13 protein-coding genes are annotated in these 13,735 nt (G+C 39.7%); 3 read left to right on the forward strand and 10 right to left on the reverse strand.

What is annotated here, in order from left to right:
• Positions 1-57: 57 nt before the first annotated feature.
• Together FZC76_RS02355 and FZC76_RS02360 are read right to left on the reverse strand one after the other, a co-directional pair.
• Complete coding sequence (locus FZC76_RS02355) at positions 58-183, reverse strand: GapA-binding peptide SR1P (RefSeq protein ID WP_148986663.1); 126 nt, start codon at positions 181-183, stop codon at positions 58-60.
• Between the two features lie 790 nt (positions 184-973).
• Positions 974-1,273 carry a DUF3055 domain-containing protein gene (locus FZC76_RS02360; RefSeq protein WP_148986664.1) on the reverse strand — a complete coding sequence of 100 codons (300 nt, stop codon included), beginning with the start codon at positions 1,271-1,273 and terminating at the stop codon, positions 974-976.
• A gap of 152 nt (positions 1,274-1,425) precedes the next feature.
• Between FZC76_RS02360 and FZC76_RS02365 the strand changes: the two genes are divergently transcribed.
• A complete protein-coding gene (locus tag FZC76_RS02365) occupies positions 1,426-1,851 on the forward strand; it encodes a DUF1885 family protein (protein WP_148986665.1) in 426 nt (141 codons plus the stop codon).
• 39 nt (positions 1,852-1,890) lie between these two features.
• Here FZC76_RS02365 and FZC76_RS02370 read toward each other — a convergent pair whose 3' ends face one another.
• The gene (locus FZC76_RS02370) at positions 1,891-2,814 is read right to left on the reverse strand and encodes a polysaccharide deacetylase family protein (protein ID WP_148986666.1); all 924 of its coding nucleotides are present in this window, start codon (positions 2,812-2,814) and stop codon (positions 1,891-1,893) included.
• A gap of 566 nt (positions 2,815-3,380) precedes the next feature.
• On the opposite strand from FZC76_RS02370, the gene FZC76_RS02375 reads away from it, so the two are divergent.
• Positions 3,381-3,773, forward strand: a complete 393-nt coding sequence (locus tag FZC76_RS02375) for a hypothetical protein (protein WP_148986667.1) — start codon at positions 3,381-3,383, stop codon at positions 3,771-3,773.
• A gap of 72 nt (positions 3,774-3,845) precedes the next feature.
• On the opposite strand, the gene lpdA is transcribed toward FZC76_RS02375, so the two are convergent.
• From lpdA to FZC76_RS02400, 5 genes are all read right to left on the reverse strand, one after another.
• Positions 3,846-5,258, reverse strand: a complete 1,413-nt coding sequence (gene lpdA / locus FZC76_RS02380; protein ID WP_148986668.1) for a dihydrolipoyl dehydrogenase — start codon at positions 5,256-5,258, stop codon at positions 3,846-3,848.
• A 3-nt stretch (positions 5,259-5,261) separates the two neighbouring features.
• Complete coding sequence (locus FZC76_RS02385) at positions 5,262-6,623, reverse strand: dihydrolipoamide acetyltransferase family protein (protein WP_148986669.1); 1,362 nt, start codon at positions 6,621-6,623, stop codon at positions 5,262-5,264.
• 296 nt (positions 6,624-6,919) lie between these two features.
• A complete protein-coding gene (locus FZC76_RS02390; protein ID WP_148986670.1) occupies positions 6,920-7,897 on the reverse strand; it encodes an alpha-ketoacid dehydrogenase subunit beta in 978 nt (325 codons plus the stop codon).
• A gap of 3 nt (positions 7,898-7,900) precedes the next feature.
• Positions 7,901-9,016, reverse strand: coding sequence for a pyruvate dehydrogenase (acetyl-transferring) E1 component subunit alpha (pdhA, locus tag FZC76_RS02395; protein WP_148986671.1), 1,116 nt, complete (start codon positions 9,014-9,016; stop codon positions 7,901-7,903).
• A 523-nt stretch (positions 9,017-9,539) separates the two neighbouring features.
• Positions 9,540-10,205: a YkyA family protein gene (locus FZC76_RS02400; protein WP_148986672.1), complete on the reverse strand. Its 666-nt coding sequence runs from the start codon at positions 10,203-10,205 to the stop codon at positions 9,540-9,542.
• A 214-nt stretch (positions 10,206-10,419) separates the two neighbouring features.
• On the opposite strand from FZC76_RS02400, the gene def reads away from it, so the two are divergent.
• Complete coding sequence (gene def, locus FZC76_RS02405) at positions 10,420-10,974, forward strand: peptide deformylase (RefSeq protein WP_148986673.1); 555 nt, start codon at positions 10,420-10,422, stop codon at positions 10,972-10,974.
• Positions 10,975-11,459: 485 nt separating this feature from the next.
• Here the strand turns inward: def and FZC76_RS02410 are convergent, their stop codons facing one another.
• Positions 11,460-12,248 (reverse strand): Cof-type HAD-IIB family hydrolase, encoded by a 789-nt coding sequence (locus tag FZC76_RS02410; RefSeq protein WP_148986674.1) that lies wholly within the window; start codon positions 12,246-12,248, stop codon positions 11,460-11,462.
• Between the two features lie 18 nt (positions 12,249-12,266).
• Positions 12,267-13,172 carry a DMT family transporter gene (locus FZC76_RS02415; RefSeq protein ID WP_148986675.1) on the reverse strand — a complete coding sequence of 302 codons (906 nt, stop codon included), beginning with the start codon at positions 13,170-13,172 and terminating at the stop codon, positions 12,267-12,269.
• Between the last annotated feature and the right edge of the window lie 563 nt (positions 13,173-13,735).

The following is a 13,735-nucleotide window of genomic DNA, read 5'->3' on the forward strand; positions in this document are numbered from 1 at the left end:
ACAAAGAGCAGGTCCCCTCACTTACCGGGGACCTGCTCTTTCTATTAATATATGATTCTAGGCTAGATCTTCGCTTTTTTCAGAGCACTGGCAATCTGCACATTTCGCATAATAAGTCGTAACTTTTTCATCCTCAAAGTGATCTACTGCGCTGTTACAAGTTTGACAAACGATTGTACCCATACCCTTCAACCTCTTTCCTAAAAGAAATTTTTTGCAAAGTCGCCTTTTAATGAAAGCGCTTTATGTTGTGTTACTTACATCATAAAGCCTCAAATGTGTTATGTCAATAATTAAATTGTATAACACATTTAAAATTATAGTATATTGGTGTTTCACTTTATTTCCGCCTATTGGACAGTTCTCACGGATTTCATCTCCGTTCAGGCGAATAGAACGCTTCTATTTGACCGTTTTTGCTATTTTGCGGTCTGTTCGGGGATTGAGATTCCACTTATTTCCTCCTATTGGACAGTTCTCTAGGATTTCTCCTCCGTTCGGGCGTATAGAACGCATCTATTTGACCGTTTTTGCCGWTTTGCGGTCTGTTCGGGCGTTGAGATTCCATTTATTTCCTCCTATTGGACAGTTCTCTAGGATTTCTCCTCCGATCGGGCGTATAGAACGCTTCTATTTGACCGTTTTTGCCGATTTGCGGTCTGTTCGGGCGTTGAGATTCCAYTTATTTCCTCCTATTGGACAGTTCTCTAGGATTTCTCCTCCKTTCAGGCGTATAGAACGCTTCTATTTGACCGTTTTTGCTTTTTTGCGGTCTGTTCGGGCGTTGAGRTTCCAYTTATTTCCTCCTATTGGACAGTTCTCTAGGATTTCTCCTCCTTTCAGGCGAATAGAACGCTTCTATTTGACCGTTTTTGCTATTTTGCGGTCTGTTCAGGCTTACAGATCCTTTATTCCCCAAATCAAAAGGCCAATGACCCCACTAACAGGACATTGGCCTCGAAAAAATCATCTTTTATTCATATTGTTCTTGAAACGGGCTTGCAGGAATTGCCTCAGAAAAAAACTCTGCAAGATCTTCAGCTTGTTCTTGTGAATCAATTCGGAATACATGTTGAAGGTGGTTAAGGTCGGTAATGTCTTTAGGGTCGAGGAGGGTAGAACGGCCGGTTTGCATACAGATGACAAGGGGCTTACCAAAAAACATATTCGTGTACACGATACCAAAATCATATCTAACATCTTTAGTCGTAAAACCAACAAAGCGAACAGGAACATTCTCATTGTTATCATAAAGCTTGTCAAATAAGTTCATAAGGTACCTCCTTTTTATTTTTTGGTTATTCAGAATATTATTATAACTTATCAAATGCCTAATTTGCAAGAATTTTCACTTAGTGATTGTCAGCAGATTTCTGATAATGCTAGAATAGAAATAATGGAATTGTCAGATTAGGAGTGAGAACGATGGCCAGCAGCGCTTACATTAATTTAGTTCCCAATTCGAAAGAGAAAACGCTTACCGTGGAAGATGTAAAAGATTTATTAAACTACTATAGAGAAATCACCTCCAAGACTGGAAAACAATTAGGATGGGAATACAGCCAGGCAGCTTTTCCCTACGAGTTAAAAGAAAAGCCTGAGGGTACAGGTCAGTGGTTCTATCTAAAAGGAACTGAAGACCGATATAAGATGATTCTTATTGGTGTGGGTACACAGATTGCCACATCAGAAGAGACCGCCCCCCTTTCCTACATACAAGTTACTTTGCACGATCAGAGTACGCATGGAGATAAAGCAAAGGCAAATGAGCTATGTAAGTTTCTTGCAAAAAAGCTAGAGGCTGAGCTTAAATTATTTACCGGGAGTATCATGTACTATTACAAGCGTTGAATAAAGAAATCCCGCTTTCATATGAGCGGGATTTCTTAATTATTCAGTTTCTGTACTTGCACCATCAGTTCCGATCAAGTCCGGATCAAGAATTTCGTATTCTTTGGCTTGCAGCCCTTTTACTATTTCAGCTAACGCATCTTTCGTCCATTCACGGTCATGCATTAACAGATTGGCTCCGTTGTTCAGAAATTCAGTGTTAACCATAATATCTGCTAGTGCCTCAGCATCCATGTAATCAGCTTCCCAATCATAACCATATGTCCAATTCATAGGAATCATTCCTTCTTGCTTTACCAAATCTATAGCATAGTCTGTATTAGTGCCAAATGGAGCTCGAAAAAAACGGGGACGTTCACCAGTGATTTCTTCTACCCGATCGCTAAGCATTACAATTTCTTCGTACTGCTCTTCTTCTGTTAGCTGCCTTAAGGACTTATGCGTCATTGTATGATTTCCAATTGGAAAACCCATCTCATATATGGTCTTCAATACTTCTTCCTCTTCTTTCGTTTCAAGGAAGTGACCATTAACAAAGAAGATAGCTTTAACTCCTAGCTCTTTCAGGATCGTAGCCATTTCTAATGCATACCTATCTGGAGCATCATCTATCGTTAATAGAACCACTTCGGAGTTTGCACCACCCAAAGGTTCTATTGCAGAAGTGATGGGATTTACTACATATTGGGGTTCTTGGGGCTGATTTTCTTGTACTTGGTCTTCTTTACCTGAGTCTTGGTCTCCTTCTTCCTCATCGGAGCTCACTGTTTCTTCTTCCGGTTCTTTAATAGGATCTTCCGTTTTTGACACTGGGACATCTTTTTCTTCTTCTTCCACTACAGAATCATTTTCTTCCGTCTGATCACCTGCCGCAGAAGAATCTTGCTCATTTTCAACTTGTCCATTTTGCCCGCAAGCTACAAGGAGGAGCAATAATAATGCTGATAGTATCCATTTTTTCATATTCTTTCCTCCATACGTAAGTTTCACCTTTAATCATACTAGCATTTACTATATGAAGGCAATGTTTTTCCAGATATTTAAACTTTGAAAGGCAATTCATCCTCCAAAAACAAAATAGTAAAATAGGCTCTGAAAACTAAAATAAAATATAAAACTTATGGCAGTTGTCATCGCGGCGTGCTTCTTTTTATGAATGATTGACATGGCGAGGGTATAACAAAGATAGATAAATATACCTAATAGAATAATTTTGGCCTGCATTTTATCCCTGACCGAAAACCATTCTATGATACTATATGTCCCCCAGAAAATATTTTGTATTAAAAACACCACATAATTTTTCATAAAAGCAGCTCCTTACTGCATATTTCTATTTATGTAACCGATTTTCCATGATCGAAAACCTTAATAATTAATATGCCAGAAAGGAGCTATCTATTTTTCAATTATGTAACATTTAGATGACAAGGCCTGATTACATATAATTTAATGGTAGAATAGCACCAAATAGCAGAACAAAAGTAACTATTTTTTATATACGTTGTTAATAGAAAGTGAGGATTGCCATGATTAGAGGCGCTGTTATCTTTTTCACTTTGTCTTTTTTCATTTTATCTTCCTGTCAAGAAAATCAATCGATAACTCACATTCAATTCCCTGATGATTCTCGCACGCTCGTATTCTTTACGGACGAATCTAATTTACAGGATGAGAGTACATATTATGATGCGATCATTGATTTGAAAAGTTCATTTCCAGATGAAGTGGCTAATTTAAAAGTTGTCCATTCTGAAGATGAAAAAATTTTATATAAGCAGTTCAATGTGAAGGAGACCCCTTCTTTAATTGTCGTTCATGACAATGAAGTAGTTACGCAAATAGAAGGTTCTAAACCTAAAAAAGATATCGTCGTTTCCATTGAACAGGCGTTAAATCAAGCAGGGAATTCTACCTATTAACCGGTAGAATCCCTTTTTTGTACAAAAAAAACGAAGAGCCTCCACATACTATGGAGACTCTTCGCCGAAGTATTACTTAACGATATGAATTGGGCTTCCCATTGCAACTTCTGCAGCTTCCATTGTGATTTCTCCCAATGTTGGGTGCGCGTGGATTGTCATGGCGATATCTTCAGCTGTCATACCAGCTTCAATAGCAAGACCAAGTTCAGCAATCATGTCGGATGCACTAGATCCGGCAATTTGGGCACCGATGATTAATCCATCTTCTTTACGAGTTACAAGCTTTAAGAATCCGTCTGTTGCGTTCAATGCCAATGCACGGCCGTTTGCAGCAAATGGGAACTTAGCAGCTGTTACTTCTATTCCTTCTTCTTTTGCTTGAGTTTCTGTATATCCTACAGATGCAAGTTCTGGCTCAGAAAATACTACTGCAGGAATACCTAAGTAGTCAATCTCAGCAGGCTCACCAGCAATTGCTTCTGCAGCGATCTTACCTTCGTAAGAAGCTTTATGTGCAAGTGGTGGTCCATCCACGATGTCACCGATAGCATAGATGTTAGAAACGCTAGTGCGGCACTGCTTGTCAATTTTCACAACGCCACGGTCTGTCATTTCTACGCCAACTTGCTCAAGGCCAAGCTCATCTGTGTTAGGACGACGGCCTACAGTAACTAGTACATAATCAGCGTCGATTGTTTGCTCTTCGCCTTTTACTTCAATCGTTACTTTTACGCCATCTTCCGTTTCTTCTACACCTTTAGCCATTGCTTTTGTGAAGATTTCGACGTTCCCTTTTTTCTTCAGGTTACGTTTAACCAGTGAGCTCATTTGCTTTTCGAAACCAGCCAAGATCTCATCTGCAGCTTCCACAATAACAACTTCTGTTCCAAAGTTAGCATATGCTGTACCTAGCTCCGTACCGATGTAACCTCCACCGATAACAACTAATTTCTTTGGAATTTCTTTAAGTGCCAATGCGCCTGTAGAGTCAAGAACACGCTTGGAATACTTGAAAGTAGGGATTTCGATTGGGCGAGAACCTGTCGCGATGATACAGTTATTGAACTTGTATGTTTGCGCAGAGTTATCGTCCATGATACGAACTGTGTTGCCGTCTACGAAGTATGCTTCCCCAGAAACGATGTCCACTTTATTCCCCTTAAGTAGACCTTCCACTCCCCCAGTCAATTTCTTTACTACTCCCGCTTTCCATTCTTGAACTTTAGAGAAATCAACTGTTACGTTCTCAGCTTTAATTCCCATGTCTTCAGAATGTTGAGCTGTTTCATAGCGGTGACCTGCAGAAATTAACGCTTTGGAAGGGATACATCCAACGTTTAGACATACTCCACCAAGTGTGTTTTTTTCTACGATTGTTACCTTTTGTCCCAGTTGAGCCGCGCGGATTGCAGCAACATATCCGCCAGGGCCCGAACCGATGACAAGCGTATCTACATCAATTGCGAAATCTCCTACTACCATTTATTAACCCTCCATTAACAATAATTGTGGATCGTTCAATAGGCGCTTGATATGGTTAAGCGCATTTTGAGCAGTAGCGCCATCAATCATACGATGGTCAAAGCTAAGTGATAATGCAAGAACTGGAGCCACTACAATTTCTCCGTCTTTCACTACAGGTTTTTCTGCGATACGGCCGATACCTAGGATCGCAACCTCTGGATGGTTAATAACCGGTGTGAACCATTGTCCACCAGCAGATCCGATGTTTGTGATAGTGCAAGAAGCACCTTTCATTTCATCAGAAGCTAATTTACCGTCACGTGCTTTTCCAGCAAGTTCGTTGATCTCATTGGAAATGGAGAAGATAGACTTTCTGTCCGCATCTTTAACAACAGGAACTAGTAAGCCTTTTTCTGTATCAGCAGCGATTCCGATATTGTAATAGTGCTTGTGAACAATCTCATCTGTTGCATCATCAAGAGATGTGTTAAGTACTGGATACTCACGTAACGCAGATGTAAGTGCTTTAACTACGTATGGTAAGAATGTTAACTTAATACCTTTGTCTGCTGCAACTGATTTGAATTTCTTACGGTGTGCAACAAGATCTGTCACATCAATTTCATCCATCAACGTTACGTGAGGTGCAGTGTGCTTAGAGTTAACCATCGCTTTTGCGATTGCACGGCGCATACCACTCATTTTCTCACGAGTCTCTGGGTATTGACCAGCAGGAATTGCTTGTTTTTCTTGTTTTGCTTCCGCTTTTGTTTCTTCTTTAGCTGCAGGAGCTGCTTCAGTAGTTGTGTCTTCTGCTTTAGCGCCGCCTCCACTTAAGAATGCATCGATATCGCTCTTAAGAACACGTCCGTTGTCGCCAGATCCTGCAACTTGACGGATTTCCACGCCTTTTTCACGAGCATATTTACGTACAGAAGGCATCGCGATTACACGTTTGTTTGGATCTACTTCTACTTGCTCTTGAGTGCCAGCGCCAGTTTCAGCTTTTGGCTCTTCTTTAGGAGCTTCTTCTTTTTTCACATCTTGACCAGCTTCAGCTGTCGCTTGAACTTGTCCTTCTGTTTTTTCTTCCGCTTTTTCATCGTCACCGTGGTCGTCGCCTTTAAATTTAAGGTCTTCATAACCTGGTGCGTCTAGTGTGATGATTGTTTGACCTACAGTTGCAACTGTACCTTCATCAACTTTTAATTCCGTTACTTTCCCTTTAACAGGAGATGGAATTTCTACGACTGCTTTATCGTTTTGTACTTCACAAAGTACGTCATCTTCTTCGATTTCGTCACCTGGTTTTACGAACCATTTTACGATTTCACCTTCATGGATACCTTCACCGATATCTGGCAGTTTAAATTCGAATGCCACAGTATTCAACCTCCTATGATAGATAGCTTTATAAGGAATCTGTTAACGTCTGTAGATTTCCGTTCCAGGTGTTCGCTTATCCTTGGTCGGTGCTTGAGCCTCCTCACAACGCTTCAGGGGTCTCAACCTACCGATACCCCCCGCAGGAGTCTCACACCTTGCACTCCAATCTACAGTAAGACTTCTAAAACGAGATAACCTTCTTCTGCTTACTTTTTGTATAAAATGGAGAGCCCACTCTTGGCTAGGCGAAGAATGGACTTCCGTATGGTAGTTCTGATAGAGAACTATTTATATTAGAAGTTCAGAACTTTTTTCGCTGTTTCTAAAACATCTTTATGATTTGGCAACCATACGCTCTCTGCTTGAGAGAATGGGAATACCGTATCAGGTGCAGCTACACGCAATACCGGTGCTTCTAGGCTAAGAATCGCACGGTCGTTGATTTCTGCTACGATGTTAGCGCCGATTCCAGCTTGTTTTTGTGCTTCTTGGACAACAATCGCACGGCCTGTTTTCTCAACAGATGCAATGATTGTTTCAATATCCAATGGACTGATTGTACGTAAGTCGATTACTTCAGCAGATACACCGTCTTTTTCAAGTTGGTCAGCTGCTTTTAAGCACTCATGTACCATTGCTCCGTAAGTTATCATCGTGATGTCAGAACCTTCACGTTTAACATCTGCTTTTCCGATTTCAATTGTGTACTCCTCTTCAGGTACCTCTTGACGGAAAGAACGGTATAATTTCATGTGCTCCAAGAAGATAACTGGGTCGTTATCACGGATTGCAGAAATTAAAAGTCCTTTTGCGTCATAAGGTGTTGCAGGAATAACTACTTTAAGACCTGGTTGTTGAGCTACAAGACCTTCAAGGCTATCTGCATGAAGTTCAGGAGTATGAACTCCTCCACCAAACGGGGAACGAATTGTTACAGGAGCGTTCCAACGCCCACCAGTACGGTAACGCATACGTGCAAGTTGTCCACTAACAGAGTCCATTACTTCGTATACGAAACCAAAGAATTGGATTTCCATTACAGGACGGAAGCCGGTTACACCGAAGCCCACAGCAAGTCCACCGATTCCTGATTCTGCAAGTGGTGTATCAAACACGCGGTCTTCCCCGAACTCAGCTTGAAGGCCTTCAGTTGCACGGAAAACCCCACCGTTTTGACCAACGTCTTCACCGAAAAGTAAGACGTTTTCGTCATTTTTCAATTCTGTGCGTAACGCATCAGTGATCGCTTGAATCATTGTCATTTGCGCCATGGCTTACTTCGACTCCTTCTCTTTGTAGATTTCATTTTGCTCTTTTAGGTTATTAGGAAGCTCTTCGTACATGAAAGAGATTAAGTCTGTAACTTTCTGTTTAGGTTGGTCATCTGCTTTCTTGATAGCAACCTTGATATCTTCTTTCGCTTCTTCAATAACTTTGTTCTCTTCGTCTTCGCTCCAGATACCTTTGTTTTCTAGGTATTTGCGGAAACGTACTAAAGGATCTTTCTTTTCCCACTCATCATCAAGTTCAGAAGTACGGTAACGAGTTGGGTCATCTCCAGCCATTGTATGTGGACCATAACGGTAAGTTAATGTCTCAATTAAAGTAGGACCTTCACCATTTACAGCACGCTCACGAGCATCACGAGTTGCCGCGTAAACAGCCAGCGCGTCCATTCCGTCTACCTGAATACCAGGAATACCAGCTGCTACTGCTTTTTGAGCAATTGTTCCTGCTGCAGATTGCTTTTCAACAGGAGTTGAAATGGCAAAACGGTTGTTTTGAACAACAAAGATTGCCGGTGCTTGGTAAGCCCCAGCGAAGTTGATACCCTCGTAGAAATCACCTTGAGAAGCACCGCCGTCTCCTGTGTATGTAATTGCTACAGTCTTTTTCCCTTTTTTCTTCAGTCCAAGTGCAACACCTGCAGTTTGGATGATTTGTGCACCAATGATGATTTGAGGTGGCAATAAGTTAACACCCTCTGGCATCTGGTTGCCGTGGAAGTGACCACGAGAGAATAGGAATGCTTGATATAGAGGAAGACCATGCCAGATCATCTGTGGCACATCACGGTATCCTGGTAAAATGAAATCGTCTGCTTCAAGTGCAAACTGAGAAGCCAATTGGGAAGCTTCCTGACCCGCTGTTGGAGCGTAGAAACCTAAACGTCCTTGTCTGTTTAAGCTAATGGAACGTTGATCAAGTACGCGAGTATATACCATACGGCGCATTAATTCTTTTAATTGGTCATCACTTAGCTCAGGCATTGCAGCTTCATTTACTACTTCGCCTTCTTCATTTAAGATTTGGAACGTTTGGAATTGTTCTTCCACTTTTGCTTTCTGCTGCTTTGGATCAAATTTAGCATTTTTAGTTTTTGCAGCCATCTACGTCACCTCTTCCTTTCTATTAAGAGAACTATTTAATACATGATTACATACAAAATTAGGTTACCCAAAAACGGGTTTTAAAAGACATTTTTCTGTTTGTGATGCAAAAACGTATCTTTCCTCTTTTACTGTCTTCAGCAATAAGCATGATAGACACATAAATTTATACTGTATTAATCTTTCCGAAGAAAATATTAATACAACTTTTCACCAAGGTCAAGTTTACAACACACTACTTAATCCCGTCAATCTCTTTGCTTATATTGATTTTTTAAACCAAAAAAAGTAAAAAGTATATTCTGAATCCTCAACTGTACTAATACAACAATAGAATCTGTATTACACTGCACAACAGGACAACTTCATGTTATGTCGTAATAATAAAAAAACACTATATATTCCATTCCCGATATGTCTCAATCTTAATCATGGACCAGACAATGATTATTTTAAAATAAGAAAATACATTTTACACAACAAAAAAGACACGTAGAGCCTAGCTCCAACGTGTCAAATTCACTTAATTATCATAGCTGACGTTGAGTCCCGCTTTTTTATAAAAATCCAATTTGGCTTCATTATATTGGTCGGTAAAGTCATTAAAAGACTTGTTAGCTTCATTGATTTTTTCGTACTTTTCATTTAGATCATTTATTTGTACTTGGAGTTGCTCCAATGTTAAATCCTCTGTCTGGAAAAGCTCATACATTTCTTTTTCGACTTCCATGGACTTCATGTAATGATCCGATAAAGTCATGTACGCTTCATAACGTTGTTCCATTAGTTGATATAACGATTGTGCCTCTTTTTTAAGTTCTTCATCTTCTAATGTTTCTATCGATGTTTTTACTTCTTCAAATTGTTCACGCGCTGCCACTATGCTCTTTTTTTCATTTTCCATGGCAGCTTCTTTTTGTTCTACCAAAGCAAGCCCTTCTTGAGAAAGTTTAACTATTTGATCAAACTCTTTCATCCCAAGTGTCAGTATTTCTTCATAAATAGCTGATTCTTTCTTTTCTAATTCCAATAAAGGTCCTTGTTGTTCTTCAAAGCTGGCTTCAAGTTCCACTACTTCCTCTAGTGTCTGAAATATCTCCTGTTCTGGTGATTCTCCATTCACACATCCTGTCAGTAATAGGGAAAAAGCCAGGGTACCCGTATATACAGTCCTTTTCCAAAAACGCAATTTAAATCCCCCTAACATATCTTCTATTTAACTATAAATTTTATTGCTAATTTTTACAATATTAAATTCATACGTTAAGCATAAAATTAAATAATGAAAACGAATTGTTTCAAGTAGCTTCTTGGTTTTGATAATATATAATGAGATACTTTGTAGCTACCATATATACGAATAAATGGAGTATAGTATAACTATAAAAGATAGGAGTGAAACCATGATTACAGCGAAAGACATCATAAAAGAAGGACATCCTACATTACGCGCCGTAGCTAGTGACGTATCCCTTCCCCCATCTCAGGAAGATTCCACTATTCTACACAAAATGATGGAATACCTTCAGAACAGTCAAAATCCAGAAATGTCCCAGCAATACAATTTACGCCCTGGAGTCGGATTGGCAGCTCCTCAAATCAATATACCAAAAAAGATGATTGCCGTTCATATCAGAGATGAAAACGGGACATTACATAGCCATGCATTATTTAATCCAAGGATAGTTAGCCATTCTATTGAAAAAAGTTACTTAACAACAGGCGAAGGTTGCCTCTCTGTAGATAGAGATGTACCGGGACTTGTACCGAGATATGCCCGCGTAACCGTTAAAGCTACCAACTTGCAAGGCGAAGAACTTAAACTCCGCTTAAAAGGATTAGTGGCGATTGTATTTCAACACGAAATTGATCATCTGAACGGTGTTATGTTCTATGATCATATAAACCAAGAGAATCCTTTTCAACCTCCTGATGGAGCTATTCCTGTGGAAAGATGAAAGTAAGAAAAACCGGGCAAAAAAGCCCGGTCTTTTTAATGTTAAAAAAACGCAAGTAGATTGGTAAACCACCGCTGTGGATTTCCGCAAATGGCTGCGCGTTCCTAGGGGCGCTGCTTGAGCCTCCTCGGCTTTGCCTGCGGGGTCTCAACCTACCGCTATCTCCCTCAGGAGTCTTCGCCTTTTGCTCCAATCCACAGCTAGAAAAATTATGAGAACGAAATGTTAATTCTGTTTCAGTTAAACCGGTTAGATCCCTTTCATAACGTCAAGGTGAATGAAGTAACTTTGTTGATTGCAGTGGAAGGCGCGTAGATGCCCGCGGGAGGAAGGGACAGGTGAGACCCTACAGGTTGCAAGCCGAGAAGGCTCACGGACCGCCCGCAGGAAAGCCAAGCGCTTGGAACGGGAATTAACCGTTTTTATACCTTTTTTAAGAAATAATGCAAGCCTGATCATACGTTGATCAGGCTTGCATCTTTTTGTTAACGTATTTTTTGTTTGAGTAAGCCAACTAGCTCGAGTCCGTGAAGAATTCCGTCTTCCCCAACATCTTTCGTAACATGGTTTGCTACTTTCACTAATTCAGGATGCGCATTTCCCATCGCTACCCCTGTTCCTACAAAATCAATCATCTCGACATCATTTAATCCATCACCAAAAGCATAGACATTTTCTTTTTTAAACGGCAATCTCTCCAGCATCTTCTGAATCCCGATTGCTTTTGACCCGCCTTTTGGGAGGATGTCTGTGGAGTATTGATGCCAGCGGATGAAATCAAAATCCTTATAAGTATCCACATAACTTTTTTGATGCTCATCTTCTATGAACAATAATGCCTGATAGATTTCCGTTTCATCAAGGAAGCTTGGGCCAAATTCGGGATGAACAAATTTTAAGCTTCCCATGCTTGCATTTATAAATGGATGATTTTCTACATTTGCCTTCATTGTTTCATGATTCAAATACACCAGTGGATGTGACACTTTCTCGGAATACTCACGAAGCAAATGCAATTTTTCTGCATTTAAAGGGTTCTTGTAAATTACCTCTCCTTCAAAAACAACATACTGGCCGTTAAAGCTCACAAAGGTATCTATCTCCAATTCCTTGCGTAAATCTTCAAACATGAACGGAGCCCTTCCTGTTGCAATTGCTACATAAACTCCTTGTTCCTTCAGTTCTTTTATCGCCTGCTTTGTAGAGGCAGGTAATTCTTTTTGATGGTTCAGCAAAGTTCCGTCTATATCAAAAAACACTATTTTCTTTTCCATTTATATCACCTTACTTCTTTAGACTGTGACATTTTTTATCACTTTTTGTTTTTTAGCTTTCGTTTTATACGATGATAAATATACACCACTAAAGATGAGAATCAAACCAAAAAGCATATGAGGGGTTATTTTTTCACCTAATAATAGGCTACCCCATAACATGGCTGTTATCGGGACGATATACGTGACAAGGGATGCAAACTCTGCACTACCTTCCTTTACCATGTAATAATATAGAAGATATGCTACACCTGATCCGAAAACCCCTAACCCGACCAAAGATATGATAATAGAAGTGCTTCCTATTGCTAGGAAACCGGATGGTTGCAGTAATGCCATCATAATCCCCGATAAGATCCCAGCGACTGCTAGCGTACTAAATGAAATAACCGTTATAGGTGTGTTTTTCAAATGTTTCTTGCTAAGGTGTGCACCAAAACCATAGCAAATGGTAGCACCCAACATCGTTCCTACTCCCAGAAGATTATCATGAAACAATTGAAGAATATTTAACTCCAATAAAACAACAATTCCCATAAAACCTACGCTTACACCTATCCATTGCATTTTTTCCATTTTGCTAGAAAAAATGGAAAAGCCGATCAAAATCGTCCAAATTGGGGTCGTAGCATTTACAACCGATGCCAGACTGCTACTTATAGATGTTTCACTAACAGCAATAAGTCCCCAAGGAAGAGCATTATTTAAAAGTGCAATAAAAATAATGGGCACTATTGGGAGGTTACGCAATAGTTTTAATTTATTCTGAATAAGAAGCAAAATCAAAAGCGTTCCCGCCCCAAACATGCATCTCCAAAAAACAACACCCCAAACACCCAAATCCACTACAAGCAATTTTATAAATAGAAAAGACATGCCCCAAATCAAACTTAACGTAAATAATGCTGCATACAGTCGCTTCATCCAACTTACCACCTTAATTTTAGGGTAACGAAATAAATATTTATTTTAACCTACACGAAGAAAACGTTTACTGTCAATGAAAATTTATCCTTTGCTTCGATTGTAACGTAAGTCGACTAAAGGCCTTATTCCCAATAGACCATTTATATGTTACTCTGAGGTTAACCATACTAAATTCTACGTATATTGTTTGTTGTGAAAGCCATTTCCCCATGTACTGAAATTTCGTATATTTACCAGCAACTATTTACTCTGTTTGACGCATATTAACTACTAACAAACAGATCGTACCTAAAGTACAAGGAGTGAAACGCTTATGCTAAGAAGGCTTAGAAAAAAAATACTGCGTAGAATGAACAACATTCTTAAACGAAAAACAATTGCCTAGTCCCTGCCTTTAATGAGTCCTCCTTCACTGGAGGACTCTTACATATTATTTATCCATGAACTTGTTCTCCCTTTGTTTCTAATCCCTTTTATTTGGAGAAAATAGAAAAGCACTTCTTTTCGGGAAAAACATGAAATTTCATGATGTATCGTATATAATATAGGGTAATAATGGC

The sequence above is a fragment of the Sutcliffiella horikoshii genome, assembly GCF_008180725.1.
Classification (GTDB): Bacteria; Bacillota; Bacilli; order Bacillales; family Bacillaceae_I; genus Sutcliffiella_A; species Sutcliffiella_A horikoshii_B.